The following is a 23779-nucleotide window of genomic DNA, read 5'->3' as shown; positions in this document are numbered from 1 at the left end:
ATGATTTCAGTCCTGGTCGAGCAGACAGGCTGCGCTATAGAATCAACAGCGAGGAGTGTAGTCGCCAATGGCAAATGAAAAGAAACGTGGCTTTTTTTCCTGGCTGGGCTTTGGGCAGAAAGAGCGGGCCGATGAGGCGCAAGCTGAAGAGCAGAAAACGGCAGAACAACAGGTAGAAGAGACGCCGGTTGCCGAGCCTGCCGCCGACAGCGAAAAGTTCGCCGAAGAGGTTGTCGAGGTCAGCGAACAGCTGGTGCATGAAGAGGCATTGCAGCCTGTTGCTGAAGAGCGCGTTGCAGAAGAGCCGGTTGCCGAAGAACAGGTTATAGAAGAAGCAGCTGTTGAAGAACCCGTCGAAGAGATTATCGAAGTAGCACCCGTTGCTGCCGTTGAGCATGAAGCGCTGCCGCTGCCGGAAGAGCTTAGCGAGCAGAGCATTGACGCCGAAGAGTGGCAGGCCGAAGCCGAGCCGCTGGTTACTGCGGACGTTGAAGTCGACGAGCCAGAAGTTGAAGAGATAGAAGACGAGACGCTGCCGAGCGAGGAAGAGCTGGATGCGCTGGCGGCCGAAGCGGCGGAAGAAGCGGTGATGGTTGTGCCGGTCGACGAGCCGGTTCAGGAGCAGGAGAAGCCGACTAAAGAGGGTTTCTTCGCGCGTTTGAAGCGCAGCCTGCTGAAAACAAAAGAGAATCTCGGTTCCGGATTTATCAGTCTGTTCCGCGGTAAAAAAATCGATGATGATCTCTTCGAAGAGCTGGAAGAGCAGTTGCTGATTGCTGATGTCGGCGTTGAGACCACGCGGAAAATCATCACCAACCTGACGGAAGGGGCCAGCCGCAAGCAGCTGCGCGACGCGGAAGCGCTGTATGGTCTGCTGAAAGAGGAGATGAGCGAGATCCTCGCGAAGGTGGACGAGCCGCTGAATGTCGAAGGCAAAACGCCGTTCGTTATTCTGATGGTCGGCGTTAACGGCGTCGGTAAAACCACCACCATCGGCAAGCTGGCGCGCCAGTTTGAGCAGCAGGGTAAATCGGTGATGCTGGCGGCGGGCGATACCTTCCGCGCAGCAGCGGTTGAACAGTTGCAGGTGTGGGGCCAGCGCAACGATATTCCGGTGATTGCCCAGCATACCGGCGCGGATTCCGCTTCGGTTATCTTTGACGCTATCCAGGCAGCGAAGGCGCGTAATGTCGATGTGCTGATTGCGGATACCGCCGGCCGTCTGCAGAATAAATCGCACCTGATGGAAGAGCTGAAAAAGATTGTGCGCGTGATGAAAAAGCTCGATGAAAATGCGCCGCACGAAGTGATGCTCACGATTGATGCCAGCACCGGGCAAAATGCGGTAAGCCAGGCCAAACTGTTCCACGAAGCGGTCGGTTTAACCGGTATCACGCTGACCAAGCTTGACGGCACCGCAAAAGGCGGGGTGATCTTCTCGGTAGCGGATCAGTTCGGTATCCCAATTCGCTATATCGGTGTTGGCGAACGTATTGAAGATTTGCGTCCGTTTAATGCGGGCGATTTTATTGAGGCGCTTTTTGCCCGAGAGGATTAACAATGATTCGCTTTGAACATGTCAGCAAAGCCTATCTCGGTGGGAGACAAGCGCTGCAGGGGGTGACCTTTCACCTGCAGCAGGGCGAGATGGCGTTTCTGACCGGGCACTCCGGCGCGGGGAAAAGTACCCTGCTGAAGCTGATCTGTGGGATTGAACGGCCAAGCGCCGGGAAAATCTTCTTCAGCGGCCACGATATTTCCCGGCTGAAAAGCCGCGAAGTGCCGTTTTTGCGCCGCCAGATCGGCATGATTTTCCAGGATCACCATCTGCTGATGGATCGCACGGTGTTTGATAACGTCGCGATCCCGCTGATTATCGCCGGTGCCAGCGGGGATGATATTCGCCGTCGCGTGTCGGCGGCGCTGGATAAAGTCGGGCTGCTGGACAAAGCGAAAAGCTTCCCGATCCAGCTCTCCGGCGGTGAGCAGCAGCGTGTGGGCATCGCCCGCGCGGTGGTGAATAAACCTGCCGTATTGCTGGCGGATGAACCGACCGGGAACCTGGATGAAGCCCTGTCTGAAGGGATTTTACGTCTGTTTGAAGAGTTTAACCGCGTTGGGGTGACGGTACTGATGGCGACGCACGACATGGGACTGATTTCCCGGCGTTCGTACCGCATGCTGAGCCTGAGCGACGGCCATTTGCATGGAGGCCTGGCGGGTGAATAAGCGCGACGCAATCAATCATATTCGGCAATTCGGCAGCAAGCTCGACCGTTTTCGCAAATCCGCCTCGTCGGCGGGCGAAGGCAGCCGCAGCGCGCCGAGACGCAGCAAGCAGGCCCCCCGACCGCCTTCGCGTAAAACCAATGTCTTCAACGAGCAGATGCGCTACGCCTGGCACGGTGCGCTGCAGGATCTGAAGAGTAAACCGCTGGCAACGTTCCTGACAGTGATGGTGATTGCCATCTCGCTAACGCTGCCGAGCGTCTGCTATATGGTCTATAAAAACGTCAGCCATGCGGCGTCGCAGTATTATCCTTCGCCGCAAATTACCGTCTACTTCGATAAAGCGCTGGATGATAACGCCGCGCAGCAGGTGGTCGGGCAGTTGCAGTCCGAACCGGGCGTTGAGAAGGTGAACTATCTCTCCCGCGAAGATGCGCTCGGCGAGTTTCGTAACTGGTCCGGTTTTGGCGGCGCGTTAGATATGCTGGAAGAGAACCCGCTGCCGGCAGTGGCGGTGGTGGTGCCGAAAATCGATTTCCAGAGCACCGAGGCGCTGAACACGCTGCGCGATCGCATTACGCGCGTGCAGGGCATCGACGAAGTACGTATGGACGATAGCTGGTTTGCGCGTCTGTCGGCGCTGACCGGGCTGGTTGGGCGCGTTTCGGCCATGATTGGCGTGTTGATGATCGCTGCCGTCTTCCTGGTGATCGGTAACAGCGTGCGTCTCAGCATCTTTGCCCGTCGTGACACCATTAATGTGCAGAAGCTGATTGGCGCAACGGACGGGTTTATCCTGCGCCCGTTCCTTTACGGCGGCGCGCTTCTTGGCTTCTCCGGCGCGTTTTTATCGCTCATTTTGTCTGAAATTTTGGTGATGCGACTCTCGTCGGCGGTGACGGATGTGGCGAAGGTCTTCGGCACACAGTTTGAGTTAAGTGGCTTATCTTTCGATGAATGTTTGCTGCTATTGCTGGTCTGTTCGATGATTGGCTGGATTGCCGCCTGGCTGGCGACGGTGCAACATTTACGTCACTTTACTCCGGACTAACGATTCTCTGGTATACTCCTCCCCTGCAATGACGAATACCGTTGCAGGGAGAGCGTACCCAACTATCTTGCTGTTCCCCGCGTCGGCTGTTCATCCGGATGTCACAATTTGTGCGTAATTTATTCACACGCCTACAAGGAACTTGTGGATAAAATCACTGTCTGATAAAAAAGTGAATGCTATTCTCGTTGCTCAAAAATGCTGGCATGTTTGTTGCCTGATGGGGACAGACCGCCGCCAGTTGATAGTGAATTGAGAGGATTTGAATGACCAAAGAAATGCAAACTTTAGCTTTAGCCCCTGTTGGCAACCTGGAATCTTACGTCCGGGCCGCTAACGCATGGCCGATGTTGACGGCTGATGAAGAGCGGGCGCTGGCTGAAAAGCTGCATTACCAGGGCGATCTGGAAGCAGCGAAAAAGCTGATTCTATCTCACCTGCGCTTTGTTGTTCATATTGCTCGTAACTACTCGGGCTATGGTCTGCCGCAGGCGGATCTGATCCAGGAAGGAAATATCGGCCTGATGAAAGCGGTACGCCGCTTCAACCCTGAAGTCGGTGTGCGTCTGGTCTCTTTCGCCGTGCACTGGATCAAAGCTGAGATCCACGAGTATGTGCTGCGCAACTGGCGTATCGTGAAAGTCGCGACCACCAAAGCACAACGTAAGCTGTTCTTTAACCTGCGTAAGGCTAAACAGCGTCTCGGCTGGTTTAACCAGGACGAAGTCGAAATGGTCGCCCGCGAACTGGGTGTGACCAGCAAAGACGTGCGTGAAATGGAGTCGCGTATGGCGGCCCAGGACATGACGTTTGATATGTCTTCCGATGACGATGCGCAGGACGGCCAGCCGATGGCACCGGTGCTCTACTTACAGGACAAAACATCTAACTTTGCTGACGGCATTGAAGATGATAACTGGGAAGAGCAGGCAGCCAACAAACTGACCGATGCGATGCAGGGTCTCGACGAACGTAGTCAGCAGATCATCCGCGCCCGCTGGCTGGACGAAGATAACAAGTCCACGCTACAGGAGCTGGCCGACCGTTACGGCGTTTCCGCTGAACGCGTACGACAGCTTGAAAAGAACGCGATGAAAAAACTGCGCGCCGCTATCGAAGCGTAAGCGCCAGCCGCAAACAGACCGGGTCAGCGAAAGCTCACCCGGTTTTTTATTATCTGAATTTCCTCTCACTCCCGGTGCTGGTTAAAACGTCGACTTAACGAAGGCGCTATATACTTACTCTGTGGGTTGGCACAGAGAGGGGAAAAAGGTGAAGAATAGTGAATTACATCAGCGGCGTGTAGCCGCCACGCCGCGCGGGGTTGGCGTGATGTGCGGCTTCTACGCTGAGAAAGCAGAAAACGCCACGCTGTGGGATGTGGAAGGCAACGAGGTAATTGATTTTGCCGCCGGGATCGCGGTGCTAAATACCGGCCATCGACACCCAAAAGTGATGGCAGCAGTCGAAAAACAGCTCCAGGCCTTTACGCACACCGCGTACCAAATCGTTCCTTACGAAAGCTATATCTCGCTTGCCGAGCGCATCAACGCGCTGGTTCCCATTGATGGCCCGGCGAAAACTGCCTTCTTCTCTACCGGCGCCGAAGCGGTTGAAAACGCGGTGAAAATCGCCCGCGCTTATACCAAACGTCCGGGCATTATCGCCTTTGGCGGCGGCTTTCACGGTCGTACCTTTATGACCATGGCGCTGACGGGAAAAGTTGCGCCTTATAAAATCGGCTTCGGGCCGTTTCCCGGTTCGGTTTATCACGCCCACTATCCAAATGAATTGCACGGGGTCAGCACTGAACAGGCGCTGCAAAGCCTGACGCATCTCTTCAAAGCCGATATCGCGCCCGATCAGGTCGCCGCAATCCTGTTAGAGCCGGTGCAGGGCGAAGGGGGCTTTAATATTGCTCCGCCAGAGTTTATGCAGGCGCTGCGCGCCCTGTGCGACAGCCACGGTATTCTGCTGATTATCGACGAGGTGCAGAGCGGTTTTGCCCGCACCGGCAAACTCTTCGCTAGCGAGCATTACGCCATCAAACCCGATCTCATCACTATGGCGAAAAGCCTGGCGGGCGGTTTACCGCTCTCGGCAGTTGCCGGACGTGCCGAAGTGATGGATGCTCCTGCGCCTGGTGGCCTGGGCGGTACCTATGCCGGTAACCCGCTGGCGGTGGCCGCAGCGCATGCGGTGCTGGATGTGATTGAAGAGGAGAAGCTGTGCGAACGCGCCAACCAGCTGGGCAAAGATCTGGTCGAAGTGCTGACCCATGCGAAAGCGCATTGCCCGCATATTGCCGATATCCGCGCGCAGGGCTCGATGGTGGCGGTCGAGTTTCAGGACCCGCAAACCGGCGCGCCGTCCCCGGAGTTCACCAAACAGGTGCAGGATAAAGCGCTTCAGGCCGGGTTGCTGCTGCTGAGCTGCGGCGTCTATGGCAACGTTATCCGCTTCCTCTATCCGCTGACCATTCCTGATGAGCAGTTCCGAAAAGCGCTGGATATTATCCAGCGGTCGCTAAGGTAGTAATTATTCAGCCGCCTTATGGGCGGCTTGGTCACGTTCTCGCATCGCTCTGCCGCACAACCTGCAAAATTGCTATTCCTTATTCCATAAAATGGGGTATGTTTTAGCAGAGTATGCTGCTTACAGGGCACTATTCTGCACAATAACAAATATCATATTCTTTGCTTAGGGTAATAAGCGAAGCAATATTCCAGATAACAACATCACAACAATTGCAAAAACCATAACAATGGGGAAACTCAGGATGAAAATGAAGGGCAAAGCGTTACTGGCAGGATGTATTGCGTTAGCAATGAGCAACGTGGCATTCGCCAAAGATATCAAAGTTGCCGTTGTCGGTGCGATGTCCGGTCCGGTTGCGCAGTATGGCGATCAGGAATTTACCGGTGCTGAGCAGGCTGTTGCCGATATCAACGCAAAAGGCGGCGTCAAAGGCGACAAACTGGTCGTGGTGAAATATGACGATGCCTGCGACCCGAAACAAGCGGTAGCGGTAGCCAACAAAGTGGTTAACGACGGCATCAAATATGTTATCGGCCACCTCTGCTCCTCTTCCACTCAGCCAGCGTCCGACATTTATGAAGACGAAGGCATCCTGATGATCACGCCTGCAGCTACTGCCCCTGAGCTGACTGCACGCGGTTACAAACTGACGCTGCGTACCACCGGTCTCGACTCTGACCAGGGTCCAACGGCGGCGAAATACATTCTCGATAAGGTGAAGCCGAAACGCATCGCTATCATTCATGATAAGCAGCAGTATGGCGAAGGCCTGGCGCGCGCCGTGCAGGATGGCCTGAAAAAAGGCAATGCCAACGTGGTCTTCTTTGACGGCATCACCGCCGGTGAAAAAGATTTCTCCACGCTGGTTGCGCGTCTGAAGAAAGAGAATATCGACTTTGTTTACTACGGCGGTTACCACCCTGAGATGGGCCAGATCCTGCGTCAGGCGCGTGCGGCCGGTCTGAAAACCCAGTTCATGGGGCCGGAAGGCGTGGCGAACGTCTCACTCTCTAACATCGCCGGGGAGTCTGCCGAAGGGATGTTAGTCACCAAGCCGAAGAACTACGATCAGGTACCGGCGAACAAACCGATTGTGGATGCCATCAAAGGCAAGAAACAGGATCCGAGCGGCGCGTTTGTCTGGACCACCTACGCCGCGCTGCAGTCGCTGGCTGCGGGCCTGAACCAGTCTGACGATCCGGCTGAAATCGCCACCTATCTGAAAGGTCACTCTGTTGAAACCGTGATGGGGCCGCTGACGTGGGATGAGAAGGGCGATCTGAAGGGCTTTGAGTTCGGCGTCTTTACCTGGCATGCGAACGGTACCGCGACCGACGCGAAGTGATGAGTATTTGATAGTCGCCTTTCGCGCCATAGGTGCGTTGGCTGCATTTGCCCCGGTCGCTTACGCCTGTAAGCTTCCGGGGATTAACGACTTCCTGCGACGCGAAATTGCGCTCAGGCATGGCTCACCTTGCCCGCTATTTTTAGCGTTTTTCCCAGCCATCTTGCTGCGCGGTAAAGCCGAGCGCTTGAGCAAAGGCGGCCATCACGGCGCGATCTTCAACGCTGATATCTGCGATCCACCAACTGGTCATTGCCGGGTTATCGCGCATCACCTCTTCCACCAGGTATTGCCCGACGCCGCGACGGCGAGTGACATCCCGCACACGCAGCGAATCCAGCACGCCTTCGGTGCCGCGCAACGTCACCCGTACGGCGGCCAGCAGGCGGTCATTAAACCGTGCGGCGTAAATGCGGTGCGTATCGTCAATATGCAGAGAGGCGGGGGAGTATTCCGGCCAGATTTTCGCTAAATCAATATGATCCTGCTCGCTGAAACTGGTCAGCCGGATAATGGTTAATTTCATCTACCGTTTGTCCAAAACGTGAAACAGGGAATGAGTGTAAACAATTTCACCCGCCGGGGCTGGAGACTTTTTTATATTTAATACAACAGGTGAATAGTTTTAGCGCAGCGACTGGCATAGCCAGAAACATCAGAGATCGAAAAAGACACAGCATTTTAACCTGAATGATGGTGCTTTCTACCGCGTATACTGCCGTTATTTTATGCTGAAAGCCCCACTTTTAGATGTTTATCTCGCGCTTAATACAGAATATTATCTCTGCTTAATCGCCTGAAAAATAGAGTATTTAGTATGGTTTACGCCAGAAAACCACGCTAACTCATTAAAGGCGCTGATAAAAATAGCATTGTGCATTAAAAGTACAGAATGCTTTTTAACCATATAAAAACAAAATTTTCACACAACATCACGAACGGGGTAGCAGGCATGAAAAGGCACGCGAAAACATTTGTCGCGGGAATGATTGAAAGCCGGTCATGGCAACGCGGTCTTGTTTAAAAGGTATTACCGTCAGGGAAGTAGTTTTTTCTGCGCTTAACGCTCATCTAAAAAAAGAAAATATCGTCTTTGTCTACTACGGTGGTTATTAACCGGATAGTGGAGAGATGCTGCGCCGGGGACGTTGAAACAAGCCGCTGACCTGATTAACGCGTTAAAAGCCAACGGGGCTAAAACCGAAACAGGGCCGCCGAACTGGGATGAAAAAGGCGATCTGAAGGGATTTAAGTTGAGTGTCTTGCAACGGCACGCCGATGGTTCGTCCTGTGTGGCGAAGTCACAGTCATCCCTCTCTTTGGACGAAAATCTTGAGAGATTTAAGAAGGTTAAGTTATGTCTGAGCAGTTTCTCTATTTCTTGCAGCAGATGTTCAACGGCGTCACGCTGGGCAGCACTTATGCCCTGATCGCCATTGGCTACACCATGGTGTACGGCATTATCGGCATGATTAACTTCGCCCATGGCGAGGTCTACATGATCGGCAGCTACGTCTCCTTTATGATTATCGCCGCCCTGATGATGATGGGCATCGACTCAAGCTGGCTGCTGGTCGGGGCAGGTTTTGTCGGCGCGATTATTATCGCCAGTGCCTACGGCTGGAGTATCGAGCGCGTTGCTTACCGCCCGGTGCGCAGCTCCAAGCGTCTGATTGCGCTTATCTCCGCCATCGGCATGTCCATCTTCCTGCAAAACTATGTCAGCCTGACAGAAGGCTCGCGCGACGTAGCCTTGCCAAGCCTGTTCAACGGCCAGTGGACTATCGGCAGCAGTGAAAACTTTGCCGCCTCCATCACCACGATGCAGCTGGTTATCTGGATCGTCACCTTTGTCGCTATGCTCGCGCTAACGCTCTTTATCCGCTATTCCCGCATGGGACGCGCCTGCCGCGCCTGTGCTGAAGACCTGAAAATGGCGAGCCTGCTGGGCATCAACACCGATCGGGTGATCGCGCTGACCTTTGTGATTGGCGCAGCGATGGCGGCGGTTGCTGGCGTGCTGCTCGGCCAGTTCTATGGCGTGATAAATCCCTACATCGGCTTTATGGCGGGTATGAAGGCATTTACCGCCGCGGTGCTGGGTGGTATCGGCAGCATTCCTGGCGCGATGATTGGGGGGCTGATCCTCGGCGTAGCGGAAGCGCTCTCTTCAGCGTATCTGAGCACTGAGTATAAAGATGTGGTCTCTTTCGCGCTGCTGATTGGCGTCCTGCTGGTGATGCCGACCGGTATCCTCGGTCGCCCGGAGGTAGAGAAAGTATGAAACCGATGCATTTTGCGATGGCGCTGCTCTCTGCCGCCATGTTCTTCATCCTTGCTGGCGTCTTTATGGGCGTTCAGCTGGAGCTGAATGGCACCAAACTGGTGGTCGATAACGCGGCAGATATCCGCTGGCAGTGGATCTTTATCGGCACCGCCGTGGTCTTTTTCTTCCAGTTACTGCGCCCTGTTTTCCAGAAGAGCCTGAAAGGCATTTCCGGGCCGAAATTTGTCCTGCCGGCGATTGATGGATCTACCGTTAAGCAGAAGCTTTTCCTGCTGGCGCTGTTGGTGATTGCCGTGGTGTGGCCGTTTATGGTGTCGCGCGGCACCATTGATATCGCCACCATGACGATGATCTATATCATCCTGGGTCTGGGGCTGAACGTAGTTGTTGGCCTTTCCGGCCTGCTGGTGCTGGGCTACGGCGGTTTTTACGCGATCGGTGCCTACACCTTTGCGCTGCTGAACCACTATTACGGGCTTGGCTTCTGGACCTGCCTGCCGCTGGCGGGGCTGGTCTCTGCCGCTGCCGGTTTCCTGCTGGGCTTCCCGGTGCTGCGTCTGCGCGGCGACTACCTGGCGATTGTAACGCTGGGCTTCGGTGAGATTGTGCGCATTCTGCTGCTTAACAACACCGAAGTGACCGGTGGGCCAAACGGCATCAGCCAGATCCCGAAACCGACGCTGTTTGGCCTTGAGTTCAGCCGCACAGCGCGCGAAGGGGGCTGGGATACCTTCAGCAACTTCTTCAATGTGAAATACGATCCGAGCGACCGCGTGGTGTTCCTCTATCTGGTGGCGCTGCTGCTGGTGGTGCTGACGCTGTTCGTTATCAACCGCCTGTTGCGTATGCCGCTGGGCCGCGCGTGGGAAGCACTGCGTGAAGATGAGATCGCCTGCCGCTCGCTGGGTCTCAACCCGACACGTATCAAGCTGACGGCATTTACCATCAGCGCCGCATTCGCAGGTTTTGCTGGCACGCTGTTTGCCGCGCGCCAGGGCTTTGTCAGCCCGGAGTCCTTCACCTTTGCCGAATCCGCCTTTGTACTGGCGATTGTCGTACTGGGCGGGATGGGCTCGCAGTTCGCGGTGATCCTCGCCGCTATTCTGCTGGTGGTCTCGCGCGAACTGATGCGTGATTTCAATGAATACAGCATGTTAATGCTGGGTGGTTTGATGGTGCTGATGATGATCTGGCGTCCGCAGGGCCTGCTGCCGATGACGCGGCCGCAGCTGAAATTGAAAAACGGCCAGGCAAAAGGAGAGCAGGCATGAGTCAGCCACTGTTATCGGTAAATGGCCTGATGATGCGCTTCGGCGGTTTGCTGGCGGTCAACAACGTCTCGCTGGAGCTGCGACCGCAGGAGATTGTCTCGCTGATTGGCCCAAACGGCGCGGGGAAAACCACCGTCTTCAACTGCCTGACCGGCTTTTATAAACCCACCGGCGGCACCATTATGCTGCGCGACCAGCATCTTGAAGGGCTGCCGGGCCAGCAAATCGCGCGTATGGGCGTGGTGCGTACCTTTCAGCATGTGCGTCTGTTCCGTGAAATGACGGTGATTGAGAACTTACTGGTTGCTCAGCATCAGCAGTTAAAAACCGGCCTCTTCTCTGGCCTGTTGAAGACGCCCGCGTTTCGCCGCACGCAGAGCGAAGCGCTCGATCGCGCCGCGACCTGGCTTGAGAGGATCGGTTTGTTAGCGCACGCCAACCGCCAGGCCAGCAATCTGGCTTATGGCGATCAGCGCCGTCTGGAGATTATCCGCTGCATGGTGACGCAGCCGGAGATCCTGATGCTGGATGAACCGGCGGCAGGGTTAAACCCGAAAGAGACCAAAGAGCTGGATGAGCTGATCGTCGAGCTGCGTAACCATCACAACACCACCATCCTGCTGATTGAACATGATATGAAACTGGTGATGGGTATTTCCGACCGGATTTACGTCGTTAACCAGGGGACACCGCTGGCCAACGGGACGCCGGAAGAGATTCGTAACAACCCGGACGTGATCCGCGCTTATCTGGGTGAGGCATAAGATGGAAAACGCAATGTTATCTTTCGACAAAGTTAGCGCCCACTACGGCAAAATCCAGGCGCTGCACGAGGTCAGTCTGCATATTAATCAGGGAGAGATCGTGACCCTGATTGGTGCCAACGGTGCGGGGAAAACCACCTTGCTCGGCACGCTGTGCGGCGATCCGCGCGCCACCAGCGGCCGCGTGGTGTTTGATGGTAAAGATATTACCGACTGGCAAACGGCGAAGATTATGCGTGAAGCGGTCGCGATCGTGCCGGAAGGCCGCCGCGTCTTCTCGCGGATGACCGTGGAAGAGAACCTGGCAATGGGCGGCTTCTTCGCCCACCGCGATCAATATCAGACGCGTATTAAATGGGTGTATGAACTCTTCCCGCGCCTGCATGAACGCCGTATACAGCGTGCCGGCACCATGTCCGGCGGTGAACAGCAGATGCTGGCGATAGGCCGCGCGCTGATGAGCCAGCCGCGCCTGCTGCTGCTGGATGAGCCGTCGCTCGGGCTGGCACCGATTATCATTCAACAGATCTTCGACACCATTGAGCAGTTGCGTAAAGAGGGGATGACCATCTTCCTCGTGGAGCAGAATGCTAATCAGGCGCTGAAGCTCGCCGATCGCGGCTATGTGCTGGAGAACGGGCATGTGGTGCTCGAAGATACCGGCGATGCGCTACTGGCGAATGAAGCGGTGAGAAGCGCTTACCTCGGCGGCTAACACTTTGAAGTTAAGACATAAAAACCGGCCTCGCAAGGGCCGGTTTTTTTCTGAAAAATGCACTTTAGCCATACGCAGCGAGAGGGTTCGCAACAGGATGCGGGCGGCGCTTGAGGCTTTTTGCCTCATGGCTGCGCTTCAGGAAGTTATGCAGAAATGTTGTGAGGCAGAAAGATGAAAGCCCCGAGTCAATTTTTCAATTAACCCGAGGCTACACTAACACATAGACAACGTCAGCGTAGCCTCTTACCTGCTGAAAGGCAAGGAGTTATAGGCTATGAAAATCCCGCAAACTTTTATCTGCTGCGTGTTTATTCTCTGCTTCACGCTGCTGATATTCACCTATCTGACCCGCAAATCCCTGTGCGAGCTTCGCTACCGGGACAAGGAGAGAGAGGTGGCGGCTTTGATGGCTTACGAATCCGGTAAGTAGCGACCTGGGGCAGGGAGCAATCCCTGCCTTTCAGGTGCGATGATGTTGTTGCAGCGTTGCCTTCGAGCGCCGCTTAAAGGGCTTCCTGGTTCGCCGGGAAGCCCTTTGTCTAAACCGCCATTTTTCCTTCATCTTTCCATCACTTGCCCGACATCTGCCTGACGCCTGGCTGTCATGCTTTTGTAATTAAAAAGTTATTTTTCTGTCATTCGAGCGTGTCATGTTACCTCGCGAGCACAAAACGCGTGATATCGCGCATCCCGTATAACAAGAGAGAGCATAATGACGACGTTACGACATACAGCTTTGGGTCTGGCGCTGGGATTTGTTTTTGCTGGCAATGCCATGGCCGTAACCACTATCCCGTTCTGGCACTCCATGGAAGGCGAGTTAGGCAAAGAGGTCGACTCCCTGGCGCAACGTTTTAATGATACCCACCCTGACTACAAAATCGTTCCGGTCTATAAAGGCAACTACGAGCAGAACCTGAGCGCGGGCATTGCCGCCTTCCGCACCGGCAATGCGCCAGCGCTGCTGCAGGTTTACGAGGTTGGCACCGCAACGATGATGGCCTCTAAAGCGATCAAGCCGGTTTACGAGGTCTTTAAAGATGCGGGTATCACCTTTGACGAAAGCCAGTTTGTGCCGACCGTTTCGGGTTACTACACCGATTCAAAAACCGGGCATCTGCTCTCTCAACCGTTTAACAGCTCCACACCGGTGCTTTATTACAATAAAGATGCTTTCAAAAAAGCAGGTCTGAACCCGGATCAACCGCCAAAAACCTGGCAGGATCTGGCGGCTTACACAGCGAAGCTAAAAGCGGCGGGCATGAAGTGCGGCTACGCCAGCGGCTGGCAGGGCTGGATCCAGATTGAGAACTTTAGCGCCTGGCACGGTCTGCCGGTTGCCACTAAAAACAACGGTTTTGACGGTACCGATGCGGTGCTGGAGTTCAACAAGCCGGAGCAGGTGAAGCATATCGCCATGCTGGAAGAGCTGAATAAGAAGGGCGAATTCAGCTACTTTGGCCGTAAAGATGAATCCACCGAGAAGTTCTATAACGGCGATTGCGCCATCACCACCGCCTCATCCGGTTCGCTGGCGGATATTCGCCACTATGCGAAATTTAACTACGGTGTCGGCATGATGCCCTACGACGCCGATGTGAAAGGCGCGCCGCAAAACGCCATTATCGGCGGTGCCAGCCTGTGGGTAATGAAAGGCAAAGATGATGCAACCTACAAAGGCGTGGCGCAGTTCCTCGACTTCCTGACCAAGCCGGAAATCGCTGCCGAGTGGCATCAGAAAACCGGTTATCTGCCTGTCACCAAGGCGGCGTACGATCTGACGCGTCAGCAGGGTTTCTATGACAAAAACCCGGGGGCGGATATCGCCACGCGCCAGATGCTGAACAAGCCGCCGTTGGCCTTCACCAAAGGGCTGCGTCTGGGCAATATGCCGCAGATCCGCACCGTGCTTGATGAAGAGCTGGAGAGCGTGTGGACCGGTAAGAAGACCCCGCAACAGGCGCTGGACTCTGCGGTTGAGCGCGGTAACCAGTTGCTGCGCCGCTTCCAGCAGTCGACCAAGTCTTAATGTACTAAGGGCCGGATAAGCGCAGCGCTTGTCCGGCCTGTAAATCGGTCAATCTATCGCGTCGCCGCCCCCCGGCATTTTCAAAAAGAGTCTTGCTATGTCCGCATCCCGTCCGGTGTTTCGTTCACGCTGGCTACCCTATCTGCTCGTCGCGCCGCAGCTGGCGATTACAGTGATTTTCTTTCTCTGGCCTGCGGGCGAAGCGCTGTGGTACTCCGTGCAGAGCGTCGATCCCTTTGGTCTCTCTAGCCAGTTTGTCGGGCTGGATAACTTCACCGCGCTGTTTCATGACAGCTACTACCTCGACGCCTTCTGGACGACGATCCGTTTTAGCGCGATGGTCACCTTCAGCGGCCTGTTTGTCTCGCTGTTCTTTGCCGCGCTGGTGGATAACGTGGTGCGCGGCAGCCGCATCTACCAGACGTTGATGCTGCTGCCCTACGCCGTGGCACCTGCTGTTGCCGCGGTATTGTGGATCTTTCTTTTCAATCCCGGACGCGGGTTGATTACGCACTTCCTTGAGCAGTTCGGCTATGACTGGAACCATGCGCAAAACAGTGGTCAGGCGATGTTTCTGGTGGTGTTCGCCTCGGTCTGGAAGCAGATCAGCTACAACTTCCTCTTCTTCTTCGCCGCGTTGCAGTCGATTCCCCGCTCGCTGGTGGAAGCCGCCGCCATTGATGGCGCAGGACCTATTCGCCGTTTCTTCAAGCTTTCACTGCCGCTGATCGCACCCGTGAGCTTCTTTCTGCTGGTGGTCAACCTCGTCTACGCCTTCTTCGATACGTTCCCGGTTATCGATGCGGCGACCGCCGGTGGCCCGGTGCAGGCAACCACCACGCTGATTTATAAGATTTACCGCGAAGGGTTTGCCGGGCTGGATCTCTCCGCCTCTGCGGCGCAGTCGGTGATCCTGATGGTGCTGGTGATTGTGCTGACGGTGGTGCAGTTCCGTTATGTCGAAAGTAAGGTGCGCTACCAATGATTGAGAACCGCCCAGGGCTGACGCTGTTCAGCCATATCATGCTTATCTTAGGCGTTGCGGTGGTGCTGTTTCCGCTCTACGTCGCGTTTGTCACTGCCACGCTTGATAACAACGCGGTATACGACACGCCGATGACGCTGATCCCCGGCGGCCATCTGTGGGAGAACCTGCGCGCGATTTGGGTTAACGGCGTCGGTCCCCACAGCGCGCCCTTCTGGCTGATGCTGACTAACAGTTTCATCATGGCGCTGGTGATAACCGTAGGGAAAATCTCAGTTTCGATCCTCTCGGCCTTCGCCATCGTCTGGTTTCGTTTTCCGCTGCGAAACCTCTTCTTCTGGATGATCTTCAGTACCTTGATGCTGCCAGTAGAGGTGCGCATCTTCCCGACGGTGGAAGTGATCGCCAACCTTAAGATGCTCGACAGCTATACCGGCCTGACTTTGCCACTGATGGCCTCTGCTACCGCGACTTTTCTCTTTCGTCAGTTCTTTATGACGCTGCCGGATGAACTAATCGAAGCCGCGCGCATTGATGGCGCCTCGCCAATGCGCTTTTTCCGCGACATTGTGCTGCCGCTGTCGCGCACCAATCTTGCGGCGCTGTTCGTCATCACCTTTATCTACGGCTGGAACCAGTATTTATGGCCGCTGTTGATTATCAGCGACGTCAACCTCGGCACCGCCGTGGCGGGCGTTAAAGGGATGATGTCGAGCGGTGAGGGTACGACGCAGTGGAACCAGGTGATGGCCGCGATGCTGCTGACGCTGATCCCCCCGGTTGTTATCGTTTTAACCATGCAGCGCGCCTTTGTGCGCGGTCTGGTCGACAGTGAGAAATAAGATGTCATCTCTAAAATTACAGGCAGTGACAAAAAGTTGGGACGGCGGGAAAACTCAGGTGATTGAGCCGCTGACGCTGGATGTGGCCGACGGCGAATTTATTGTCATGGTTGGCCCATCGGGCTGCGGAAAGTCGACGCTGCTGCGCATGGTTGCCGGGCTGGAGCGCGTCTCCGGCGGCGATATCTGGATTGACCGCCAGCGCGTCACGGAGAAGGAGCCAAAAGATCGCGGCATCGCGATGGTGTTCCAGAACTATGCACTTTATCCACACATGAGCGTGGAGGAGAACATGGCTTGGGGGCTGAAAATCCGCGGTATGGGCAAAGCACATATTGCCGGACGCGTGGCGGAAGCGGCGCGTATTCTCGAGCTTGAAAGCCTGCTGAAGCGTCGACCGCGTGAGCTTTCGGGCGGTCAGCGCCAGCGCGTGGCGATGGGCCGCGCGATTGTGCGCGATCCGGCGGTTTTCCTGTTTGATGAGCCACTCTCTAACCTTGATGCCAAGCTGCGCGTGCAGATGCGCCTTGAGTTGCAGCAGCTGCATCGCCGCCTTAACACCACCTCGCTTTATGTCACCCACGATCAGGTGGAAGCGATGACGCTGGCGCAGCGCGTGATGGTGATGAATAAAGGCGTCGCCGAGCAGATCGGTACGCCAGTTGAGGTGTATGAAAAGCCCGCCAGCCGTTTTGTCGCGAGCTTTATCGGCAGCCCGGCGATGAATTTACTCGATGGGCATATCAGCCAGACTGGTACGCACTTTGAGCTGGCAAGCGGCATGGCATTGCCGATTAACTGGCACTATCGCGGTTATGCCGGGCGGAAAATGACGCTGGGTATCCGCCCGGAACATATTGCGTTAAGCTCACAAGCCGCAGGCGGCGTACCGCTGGTGATGGATACGCTGGAGATGCTCGGGGCGGATAATCTGGCCCATGGCCGCTGGGGTGAGCAGAAACTGGTGGCGCGTCTGTCGCATCAGGAGCGCCCGGCACCCGGCAGCACGCTGTGGCTGCATCTGGCGGAACATCACCTGCACTTATTCGATGGTGAAACAGGACAACGCGTATGAATAACTGGCCCTATCCCCGCATCGTTGCCCATCGCGGCGGTGGAAAACTGGCTCCGGAAAACACCCTTGCAGCGATCGATGTCGGCGCCAGATATGGCCACACAATGATCGAATTTGACGCCAAATTATCAAAAGATGGGCAGATCTTCCTGCTGCATGACGACAACCTGGAGCGTACCAGCAATGGCTGGGGCGTGGCGGGCGAGCTGGCGTGGAGCGATCTGCTGAAAGTCGATGCCGGGAGCTGGTACAGCGGCGAGTTTAAAGGCGAGACGTTGCCGCTGCTGGCGGAGGTGGCGCAGCGCTGCCAGCAGCATGGCATGATGGCGAATATTGAAATCAAACCGACGACCGGCACCGGCCCGCTGACGGGCAAAGCTGTTGCGCTTGCTGCCCGCGAGTTGTGGTCAGAGATGACCCCGCCGCTGCTCTCGTCGTTTGAGATCGATGCACTGGAAGCGGCGCAACAGGCTGCGCCGGAACTGCCGCGCGGTCTGCTGCTGGATGCCTGGCGCGATGACTGGCAGGAGGTGACTGACCGCCTGGCCTGCACCTCTATTCATCTCAACCACAAATTGCTTGATGAAGCGCGCGTCTGCATGCTGCGCGACGCCGGCCTGCGCATTCTGGTTTATACGGTGAATCAGCCGGCGCGTGCGGCGGAGTTGCTGGCGTGGGGCGTCGATTGCATCTGTACGGATAATATTGACGCTATCGGGCCCCACTTTGGCGCTTAAGGCGTAGGGGTTTGCGGTGTGCTGTGCAGCATGCCGCCACTTTGCGTTTGGGTCTGCGGCAGCATATGCGGCTGCTGCAGGGTCGAACCGCTGGCGCTGTTTTGCGGATGTAACATCCCGCTGCCGCCATTATTGCTGCTCTGGCTTAACGCTCCTGCGTCGTTACTACCCGGCTGGCTGAGCATCCCGCCACCGCTACTGCTGCCCTGGCTTAACATCCCGCCGTTGCTGTTGGGGAGCACTTGCTGGTGGGCGGGGTCGAGCTCCCCCGGCTGAGCCTGCCTTATTCGCTGTGAATTATCGTTCATCTGCATTTGCAGGTTCTGCTGCTGCTGGCGGCTCTGCGTCTGCTGCTGCTGTTTCAGTAACCCTTGCTGCTGCTGTTGTTGGTTAAGCATTTGCGTCTGCATCCGCTGCTGGCTTGGCACGACATACCCCGGTTGATTCGGGTTATTTGTCGGGTTAAGCGGCTGTGCGAAAGCGGTAAACGGCAGCAGGGCTGCCACAATTACAAGGCGTTTCATTCTCATCTCCTCCCGTTGAGGCCTGCCCCTAAGTTTAGTCGCATTCCTGCATGACCATGATTTTTTGCGCATTGTGAACCAGACTTAAGCGGGAACTGTAGCCCTTCTTTGTGGAGAACGACGATGATTAAACAGCAGTTTGCGCGTTGGGCGGCAATCGCCGCGCTGACGGCGGGAGCATGTTTCAGTGTCGGCGCTGCGCCGCCGCCTGCTCAGGCACCCGCGCTAGCCCCCGTTTCGTATGGGGTAGAAGCCGATGTCTTTCATCCGGTAGTAGCCCATCAGGGGATGGTGGCCTCGGTAGATGAAGCCGCGACCCGCGTGGGTGTGGAGATCCTCAAAGAGGGCGGTAATGCGGTCGATGCGGCGGTCGCGGTAGGTTATGCGCTGGCGGTGACCCATCCGCAGGCGGGCAACCTGGGCGGTGGCGGGTTTATGATGATCCGCACCAAAGAGGGCAAGGTCACGGCGATCGATTTCCGCGAAATGGCGCCTGCAGCCGCCACGCGCGATATGTTCCTTGATGAGCAGGGCAACCCGGACAGTAAAAAATCCCTGACCTCCCATCTCGCTTCCGGTACGCCCGGCACGGTCGCCGGCTTCTCGCTGGCGCTGGAGAAGTACGGCTCGCTGCCGCTGAAAAAGGTGGTGCAGCCTGCCATCAAACTGGCGAAGCAGGGCTTCACGGTTAACGATGCGCTGGCGGACGATCTCAAAACCTACGGCAGTGAAGTGCTGCCGAACCACGACACCAGTAAGGCGATCTTCTGGAAAGAGGGTCAGCCGCTGAAGAAGGGTGACAAGCTGGTGCAAGCCAACCTCGCGAAGAGCCTTGAGCTGATTGCTGAAAAGGGGCCAGATGGTTTCTATAAAGGCACAACGGCAGAGCAGATCGCCCAGGAGATGAGCAAAAACGGCGGGCTGATCACCAAAGAGGATCTGGCAAATTATAAAGCCGTTGAGCGTACGCCGGTGAGCGGCGACTACCGCGGTTATCAGGTCTACTCCATGCCGCCGCCATCCTCTGGCGGGATCCATATCATTCAGATCCTCAACATCCTGGAGAATTTCGACCTGGCGAAATATGGCTTCGGCAGCGCGGATGCGATGCAGGTAATGGCGGAGGCGGAAAAGTATGCCTACGCCGACCGCTCTGAATACCTTGGCGACCCCGATTTTGTGAAAGTGCCGTGGCAGGCGCTGACCAGCAAAGCGTACGCCAAATCGATTGCTGAACAGATTGATGTCAATAAAGCGCGCCCCTCCAGCCAGATCCGCCCCGGCAAGCTGGAACCTTACGAGAGTAACCAGACCACGCACTTCTCGGTGGTGGATAAAGAGGGGAATGCCGTAGCGGTGACCTATACGCTGAACACCGTGTTTGGCAGCGGCATTGTGGCCGGCAATACCGGCATTCTGATGAACAACCAGATGGATGATTTCTCCGCCAAACCGGGCGTGCCAAATGTTTATGGCCTGGTGGGTGGCGATGCGAATGCTATCGGGCCGGGTAAACGTCCGCTCTCATCCATGTCGCCAACCATTGTGCTGAAAGATGGTAAAACCTGGCTGGTCACCGGTAGCCCTGGCGGCAGCCGGATTATCACTACTGTGCTGCAAATGGTAGTGAACACCATCGATTATGGAATGAACGTTGCCGAAGCGACCAATGCGCCGCGCTTCCATCATCAGTGGTTGCCGGACGAACTGCGCGTGGAGAAGGGTTTTAGCCCTGACACTCTGAAACTGCTGGAGCAGAAGGGGCAGAAAGTCGCCGTGAAAGCTTCAATGGGGAGTACGCAGAGCATTATGGTTGGGCCGGATGGCACGCTGTATGGTGCGTCCGATCCGCGTTCGGTAGATGATTTAACCGCAGGATATTAAAGCAATTTCCCTCTCCCGGCCGGGAGAGGGATCTTTTAGCCCTTCATTCGCGCCATATAGTACGAATCGACATACTCGCCGTTACGCAGCGCATGACGCTTCGCCGTGCCTTCCACTTCAAAACCAAACTTGCGATAGACTGCCAGCGCCGGCGCGTTATCGGCGAAAACCGACAACTCAATGCGGTCGATGCGCAGCCAGTTATCGCACAATTGCACCATCTCGTTGATTAACGTGCTGGCGACGCCGCGGTTTTGAAACTGCGGCGCAACCATAATGCCAAAGCTGGCGACGTGGCTGCGACGCGGGTTCTGCTCGACCATTAAACCGAGATGGCCCGCTACCCGCTCATCAAGCGTGGCAATCAGATCCCGGCGGCCCGGCTGCGGCGTCAGGCGTTTATGCCAGTGGTCGGAAGAGGGATGAGGTAGCTGGAGTAGGTTTTGATACACCTCGGGCTGCGCGTAAATCTGTCGTAACGGTTCGACATCGTGCATTTCAGCGTGGCGTATCACTATCTCGCTCATCCTGCTTCTCCTGTTGGTTGGGTTAGCTTTCACATTCCGGTCTTTCAGGCGAAGCGTCAACTGCCATTTTTTGTCACAGGGGGTAGACAAGTGCGAATGATAATGATTATTATTGCCATGCGTTCAGGGAAACCGTACGGTAATCCTGAAAGCACGACATTGCTCACATTGCTTCCAGTATTTCTTAGCCAGCCGGGTGCTGGCTTTTTTTTACCTGCTATTCAGCGGCTCGCTTCTTCTCTTTCTCAACGCTTAATTTTGCTACTGGCGCGGTGAGTTTTGCCTGGCCTGAGAAGGTGCCGCCTTTCTTGATGGTCAGCGCGCTGTAGGTCAGCGTGCCATTGATGTTGCCATTCTCTTCGATATTCAGCGTTTCGCTGCTGCACTCGCCGTTCACCGTGCCATCAATAAACAGTTCGCGACAGGAGAGGTTACCTTCAACCACGCCATTACGCATGATGCGAATAATGTTGTCTTTCGCTTCGATATTGCCGGTAAGCGTGCCGTAAATATGCACTTGCCCGTTCGAGGTAATGTTGCCGACAAAGTTGGTGCCGCTGGCGACAACCGTGTTCTGCTTCTCATCGCGCAGCGTCTCCTTTTCGTTAATCAGTGAGGCTGCAATCGGTTGTAGTGGGGGCGTTTTTGGGGTTTTCTCTTTACCAAACATAGCGTTAACCTGATGTTGTACAAAGTGTAAGAAGAAGCCGAGAAGCGTTAGCGATGCCGCAACCAGTGCCCAGAGCCGTGCGTCAATGCACCAGCTCCCCAGCGCGAAGGCCCAAAAAGCAAGAGCGAGATTTAAATACCAGTAGTGCTTATCCATGCTGTATTGCGCGCAACTCCCTGCGTGGTGGGTGCTTCTGACTTATGAAAGGGGCAAAAGGATATTGCCGCGTGTTTTATGCGGGAATTAGGGGTGGCGATCAAGAGCGCGGAAGAAAAATCGGAATTTATAAATGGCTTAAAAACATAACAATAATCGATAAATAGAAGCTTCTGGTTTTAGCTCTCGCCGCGCCTGGTCTAAGGTAAAGAGAGATATTCTGCAAAGGACGACACGATGACTCTACATTGCGCATTTATTGGATTTGGTAAAAGCACCACCCGTTATCACCTGCCTTATGTTCTCAACCGTAAAGCCAGCTGGCACGTGGCGCACATCTTCCGCCGCCATCCGAAGCCAGAGGAGCAACACCCCGACTATCAGCACATCCACTTCACCAGCGATCTGGACGAAGTGCTTAACGATCCGCAGGTCAAGCTGGTGATCGTCTGTACCCATGCCGATAGCCATTTCGACTATGCAAAACGCGCGCTGGAAGCGGGTAAAAACGTGCTGGTCGAGAAGCCTTTCACGCCGACCATGGCTGAAGCGATCACGCTATTTGAGCTGGCGAAAAGCAAAGGCCTGACGGTGACGCCGTATCAGAACCGCCGTTTTGACTCCTGCTTCCTCACCACCAAAAAGGTGATTGAGAGCGGCAAACTGGGTGAGATCGTCGAGATCGAAAGTCATTTTGACTACTACCGCCCGGAAGCGGAAAGCAAGCCGGGTCTGCCGCAGGATGGCTCGTTTTATGGCCTCGGCGTGCACACCATGGATCAAATTATCTCGCTGTTTGGCCGCCCGGATCACGCCGCGTACGACATTCGCAGCCTGCGCAACAAAGCCAACCCTGACGATACGTTTGAAGCACAACTCTTCTATGGCGATCTGAAAGCGATTGTGAAAACCAGCCATCTGGTCAAAATCGATTACCCGAAATTTATCGTTCATGGTCGTAAAGGCTCGTTCGTTAAATATGGCGTCGATCAGCAGGAGACCAGCCTGAAGGCGAATATCATGCCGGGCGACGCGGGCTTTGCCGCAGACGACAGCGTGGGCATTCTCGAGTATGTCAACGAGGCGGGCGAAACGGTGCGTGAAGAGATTACGCCCGAGCCGGGCGACTACGGACGCGTCTATGATGCGCTCTATGAAACGCTGACGAACGGCGCGGAAAATTACGTCAAGGAAACTGACATTCTTACCAACCTTGAGCTGCTGGAACGCGCGTTTGAGCAGGCGTCACCTGCCACGATAACCCTCGCCAACTAAGGCTGAATGGCTCCTCTGCGCTTGTTCACTTTTTTTGAACAGAGGAGTCAATTTTCACCCTCTATGATTGGGCAATGATTGCGTCCACACTTACCCCATCGAAAACAGACGGGGTAAACAAGATGATTTTCTTACGCAAAGCAAATGACCGCGGTCACGCTAACCATGGCTGGCTGGACTCCTGGCACACCTTCTCGTTTGCTAACTATTACGATCCGAACTTCATGGGTTTTTCAGCGCTGCGCGTGATTAACGATGATGTTATCGATGCGGGGCAGGGCTTCGGGACCCATCCGCATAAAGACATGGAAATCCTGACTTATGTCCTGGAAGGTGCGGTAGAGCATCAGGACAGTATGGGTAACAAAGAGCAGGTTCCGGCGGGTGAATTCCAGATCATGAGCGCCGGTACCGGAGTACGCCACTCTGAGTACAACCCGAGCAAAACCGATCGTCTGCGCCTGTATCAAATCTGGATCATTCCGGAAACTAACGGTATCGAGCCGCGCTACGAGCAGCGCCGCTTTGACGCTACGCAGGGCAAACAGCTGGTGCTTTCGCCGGACGCCCGCGACGGTTCGCTGAAAGTGCATCAGGATATGGAGCTTTACCGCTGGGCGCTGCTGAAAGATGAGCAGTCTGTGCATCAGATCGCCGCCGAACGCCGCGTCTGGATCCAGGTCGTAAAAGGTGAAGTCACCATTAATGGCACCAAAGCGACCACCAGCGATGGTCTTGCAATCTGGGATGAGCAGGCGATCTCGGTGCATGCCGACAGCGATAGCGAAATCCTGCTCTTCGATCTGCCGCCGGTGTGATATGGCGTAAATAAATCGCGCAATCCTGGGGTTTTTGACCGCAGGATTGCGCAT

23 protein-coding genes and 1 pseudogene are annotated in these 23779 nt (G+C 55.5%); 20 read left to right on the top strand and 4 right to left on the bottom strand.

Annotated features, from left to right (window positions below; genetic code table 11):
• Positions 1-67: 67 nt before the first annotated feature.
• The 6 genes from ftsY (at position 68) to SOM48_RS00620 (ending at position 7163) form a co-directional block, all read left to right on the top strand.
• Complete coding sequence (ftsY, locus tag SOM48_RS00645) at positions 68-1558, top strand: signal recognition particle-docking protein FtsY (RefSeq protein ID WP_320511220.1); 1491 nt, start codon at positions 68-70, stop codon at positions 1556-1558.
• Between the two features lie 2 nt (positions 1559-1560).
• Positions 1561-2229 carry a cell division ATP-binding protein FtsE gene (gene ftsE, locus SOM48_RS00640; protein ID WP_023482101.1) on the top strand — a complete coding sequence of 223 codons (669 nt, stop codon included), beginning with the start codon at positions 1561-1563 and terminating at the stop codon, positions 2227-2229.
• Positions 2222-3280 (top strand): permease-like cell division protein FtsX, encoded by a 1059-nt coding sequence (gene ftsX / locus SOM48_RS00635; protein ID WP_054802646.1) that lies wholly within the window; start codon positions 2222-2224, stop codon positions 3278-3280. The genes ftsE and ftsX overlap by 8 nt, the downstream gene beginning before the upstream one ends.
• 266 nt (positions 3281-3546) lie before the next feature.
• Positions 3547-4404: an RNA polymerase sigma factor RpoH gene (gene rpoH, locus SOM48_RS00630; RefSeq protein ID WP_023482062.1), complete on the top strand. Its 858-nt coding sequence runs from the start codon at positions 3547-3549 to the stop codon at positions 4402-4404.
• 148 nt (positions 4405-4552) lie between these two features.
• The gene (locus SOM48_RS00625) at positions 4553-5815 is read left to right on the top strand and encodes a 4-aminobutyrate--2-oxoglutarate transaminase (protein ID WP_320511219.1); all 1263 of its coding nucleotides are present in this window, start codon (positions 4553-4555) and stop codon (positions 5813-5815) included.
• A gap of 244 nt (positions 5816-6059) precedes the next feature.
• On the top strand, positions 6060-7163 hold the full coding sequence (locus tag SOM48_RS00620) for a branched-chain amino acid ABC transporter substrate-binding protein (RefSeq protein WP_139569052.1): 1104 nt from the start codon (positions 6060-6062) through the stop codon (positions 7161-7163).
• A 142-nt stretch (positions 7164-7305) separates the two neighbouring features.
• Here SOM48_RS00620 and panM read toward each other — a convergent pair whose 3' ends face one another.
• Positions 7306-7689, bottom strand: a complete 384-nt coding sequence (panM, locus tag SOM48_RS00615; protein WP_320511218.1) for an aspartate 1-decarboxylase autocleavage activator PanM — start codon at positions 7687-7689, stop codon at positions 7306-7308.
• Between the two features lie 625 nt (positions 7690-8314).
• On the opposite strand from panM, the pseudogene SOM48_RS22785 reads away from it, so the two are divergent.
• The 11 genes and pseudogenes from SOM48_RS22785 to ugpQ all read left to right on the top strand — a co-directional run.
• Positions 8315-8593, top strand: a pseudogene (locus SOM48_RS22785) (hypothetical protein); the annotation flags it as partial.
• Positions 8521-9447, top strand: a complete 927-nt coding sequence (gene livH / locus SOM48_RS00605) for a high-affinity branched-chain amino acid ABC transporter permease LivH (RefSeq protein WP_023482039.1) — start codon at positions 8521-8523, stop codon at positions 9445-9447. The pseudogene SOM48_RS22785 and the gene livH, both read left to right, overlap by 73 nt.
• Positions 9444-10721: a high-affinity branched-chain amino acid ABC transporter permease LivM gene (locus SOM48_RS00600; protein WP_128481969.1), complete on the top strand. Its 1278-nt coding sequence runs from the start codon at positions 9444-9446 to the stop codon at positions 10719-10721. The genes livH and SOM48_RS00600 overlap by 4 nt, the downstream gene beginning before the upstream one ends.
• Entirely contained in the window at positions 10718-11485 is a 768-nt protein-coding gene (livG, locus tag SOM48_RS00595) for a high-affinity branched-chain amino acid ABC transporter ATP-binding protein LivG (RefSeq protein ID WP_023482112.1), read from the top strand. Before SOM48_RS00600 ends, livG begins: the two co-directional genes overlap by 4 nt.
• Before the next feature lies 1 nt (position 11486).
• Positions 11487-12200, top strand: a complete 714-nt coding sequence (gene livF / locus SOM48_RS00590) for a high-affinity branched-chain amino acid ABC transporter ATP-binding protein LivF (RefSeq protein WP_023482055.1) — start codon at positions 11487-11489, stop codon at positions 12198-12200.
• A gap of 277 nt (positions 12201-12477) precedes the next feature.
• On the top strand, positions 12478-12633 hold the full coding sequence (locus SOM48_RS00580) for a type I toxin-antitoxin system Hok/Gef family toxin (protein WP_023482078.1): 156 nt from the start codon (positions 12478-12480) through the stop codon (positions 12631-12633).
• 282 nt (positions 12634-12915) lie between these two features.
• Entirely contained in the window at positions 12916-14232 is a 1317-nt protein-coding gene (gene ugpB / locus SOM48_RS00575) for a sn-glycerol-3-phosphate ABC transporter substrate-binding protein UgpB (RefSeq protein WP_313276093.1), read from the top strand.
• Positions 14233-14329: 97 nt separating this feature from the next.
• Entirely contained in the window at positions 14330-15217 is an 888-nt protein-coding gene (ugpA, locus tag SOM48_RS00570) for a sn-glycerol-3-phosphate ABC transporter permease UgpA (RefSeq protein WP_289744844.1), read from the top strand.
• Entirely contained in the window at positions 15214-16059 is an 846-nt protein-coding gene (gene ugpE / locus SOM48_RS00565; protein ID WP_042717160.1) for a sn-glycerol-3-phosphate ABC transporter permease UgpE, read from the top strand. The genes ugpA and ugpE overlap by 4 nt, the downstream gene beginning before the upstream one ends.
• 1 nt (position 16060) lies before the next feature.
• On the top strand, positions 16061-17134 hold the full coding sequence (locus SOM48_RS00560; protein ID WP_312480627.1) for a sn-glycerol-3-phosphate import ATP-binding protein UgpC: 1074 nt from the start codon (positions 16061-16063) through the stop codon (positions 17132-17134).
• Positions 17131-17871, top strand: coding sequence for a glycerophosphodiester phosphodiesterase (gene ugpQ / locus SOM48_RS00555; protein WP_054802640.1), 741 nt, complete (start codon positions 17131-17133; stop codon positions 17869-17871). The genes SOM48_RS00560 and ugpQ overlap by 4 nt, the downstream gene beginning before the upstream one ends.
• On the opposite strand, the gene SOM48_RS00550 is transcribed toward ugpQ, so the two are convergent.
• Positions 17868-18395, bottom strand: a complete 528-nt coding sequence (locus SOM48_RS00550; RefSeq protein WP_312199537.1) for a DUF2756 family protein — start codon at positions 18393-18395, stop codon at positions 17868-17870. The two genes, ugpQ and SOM48_RS00550, sit on opposite strands and share 4 nt — an antisense overlap.
• A 123-nt stretch (positions 18396-18518) precedes the next feature.
• Between SOM48_RS00550 and ggt the strand changes: the two genes are divergently transcribed.
• A complete protein-coding gene (ggt, locus tag SOM48_RS00545) occupies positions 18519-20279 on the top strand; it encodes a gamma-glutamyltransferase (protein ID WP_320511217.1) in 1761 nt (586 codons plus the stop codon).
• Positions 20280-20314: 35 nt separating this feature from the next.
• On the opposite strand, the gene yhhY is transcribed toward ggt, so the two are convergent.
• Entirely contained in the window at positions 20315-20806 is a 492-nt protein-coding gene (gene yhhY / locus SOM48_RS00540) for an N-acetyltransferase (protein ID WP_128481973.1), read from the bottom strand.
• A gap of 217 nt (positions 20807-21023) precedes the next feature.
• On the bottom strand, positions 21024-21632 hold the full coding sequence (locus SOM48_RS00535) for a bactofilin family protein (protein WP_076769384.1): 609 nt from the start codon (positions 21630-21632) through the stop codon (positions 21024-21026).
• A 237-nt stretch (positions 21633-21869) separates the two neighbouring features.
• Between SOM48_RS00535 and SOM48_RS00530 the strand changes: the two genes are divergently transcribed.
• Together SOM48_RS00530 and SOM48_RS00525 are read left to right on the top strand one after the other, a co-directional pair.
• On the top strand, positions 21870-22907 hold the full coding sequence (locus tag SOM48_RS00530; protein ID WP_320511216.1) for an oxidoreductase: 1038 nt from the start codon (positions 21870-21872) through the stop codon (positions 22905-22907).
• 122 nt (positions 22908-23029) lie between these two features.
• Positions 23030-23725 carry a pirin family protein gene (locus SOM48_RS00525; RefSeq protein ID WP_023482050.1) on the top strand — a complete coding sequence of 232 codons (696 nt, stop codon included), beginning with the start codon at positions 23030-23032 and terminating at the stop codon, positions 23723-23725.
• Positions 23726-23779 lie beyond the last annotated feature (54 nt).

Origin of the sequence: Kosakonia sp. CFBP8986, from assembly GCF_034044935.1 — a bacterium.
Lineage (GTDB): Bacteria > Pseudomonadota > Gammaproteobacteria > Enterobacterales > Enterobacteriaceae > Kosakonia > Kosakonia cowanii.
This window is presented reverse-complemented; position numbering and strand designations above follow the sequence as displayed.

What these genes read in the sequence shown, in the direction of transcription:
- ftsY (WP_320511220.1), top strand. Translation starts at nt 68, where the DNA reads ATGGCAAATGAAAAGAAACGTGGCTTTTTTTCCTGGCTGGGCTTTGGG.
- ftsE (WP_023482101.1), top strand. Translation starts at nt 1,561, where the DNA reads ATGATTCGCTTTGAACATGTCAGCAAAGCCTATCTCGGTGGGAGACAA.
- rpoH (WP_023482062.1), top strand. Translation starts at nt 3,547, where the DNA reads ATGACCAAAGAAATGCAAACTTTAGCTTTAGCCCCTGTTGGCAACCTG.
- SOM48_RS00620 (WP_139569052.1), top strand. Translation starts at nt 6,060, where the DNA reads ATGAAAATGAAGGGCAAAGCGTTACTGGCAGGATGTATTGCGTTAGCA.
- panM (WP_320511218.1), bottom strand. Translation starts at nt 7,689, where the DNA reads ATGAAATTAACCATTATCCGGCTGACCAGTTTCAGCGAGCAGGATCAT.
- livH (WP_023482039.1), top strand. Translation starts at nt 8,521, where the DNA reads ATGTCTGAGCAGTTTCTCTATTTCTTGCAGCAGATGTTCAACGGCGTC.
- SOM48_RS00600 (WP_128481969.1), top strand. Translation starts at nt 9,444, where the DNA reads ATGAAACCGATGCATTTTGCGATGGCGCTGCTCTCTGCCGCCATGTTC.
- livG (WP_023482112.1), top strand. Translation starts at nt 10,718, where the DNA reads ATGAGTCAGCCACTGTTATCGGTAAATGGCCTGATGATGCGCTTCGGC.
- livF (WP_023482055.1), top strand. Translation starts at nt 11,487, where the DNA reads ATGGAAAACGCAATGTTATCTTTCGACAAAGTTAGCGCCCACTACGGC.
- SOM48_RS00580 (WP_023482078.1), top strand. Translation starts at nt 12,478, where the DNA reads ATGAAAATCCCGCAAACTTTTATCTGCTGCGTGTTTATTCTCTGCTTC.
- ugpB (WP_313276093.1), top strand. Translation starts at nt 12,916, where the DNA reads ATGACGACGTTACGACATACAGCTTTGGGTCTGGCGCTGGGATTTGTT.
- ugpA (WP_289744844.1), top strand. Translation starts at nt 14,330, where the DNA reads ATGTCCGCATCCCGTCCGGTGTTTCGTTCACGCTGGCTACCCTATCTG.
- ugpE (WP_042717160.1), top strand. Translation starts at nt 15,214, where the DNA reads ATGATTGAGAACCGCCCAGGGCTGACGCTGTTCAGCCATATCATGCTT.
- SOM48_RS00560 (WP_312480627.1), top strand. Translation starts at nt 16,061, where the DNA reads ATGTCATCTCTAAAATTACAGGCAGTGACAAAAAGTTGGGACGGCGGG.
- ugpQ (WP_054802640.1), top strand. Translation starts at nt 17,131, where the DNA reads ATGAATAACTGGCCCTATCCCCGCATCGTTGCCCATCGCGGCGGTGGA.
- SOM48_RS00550 (WP_312199537.1), bottom strand. Translation starts at nt 18,395, where the DNA reads ATGAAACGCCTTGTAATTGTGGCAGCCCTGCTGCCGTTTACCGCTTTC.
- ggt (WP_320511217.1), top strand. Translation starts at nt 18,519, where the DNA reads ATGATTAAACAGCAGTTTGCGCGTTGGGCGGCAATCGCCGCGCTGACG.
- yhhY (WP_128481973.1), bottom strand. Translation starts at nt 20,806, where the DNA reads ATGAGCGAGATAGTGATACGCCACGCTGAAATGCACGATGTCGAACCG.
- SOM48_RS00535 (WP_076769384.1), bottom strand. Translation starts at nt 21,632, where the DNA reads ATGGATAAGCACTACTGGTATTTAAATCTCGCTCTTGCTTTTTGGGCC.
- SOM48_RS00530 (WP_320511216.1), top strand. Translation starts at nt 21,870, where the DNA reads ATGACTCTACATTGCGCATTTATTGGATTTGGTAAAAGCACCACCCGT.
- SOM48_RS00525 (WP_023482050.1), top strand. Translation starts at nt 23,030, where the DNA reads ATGATTTTCTTACGCAAAGCAAATGACCGCGGTCACGCTAACCATGGC.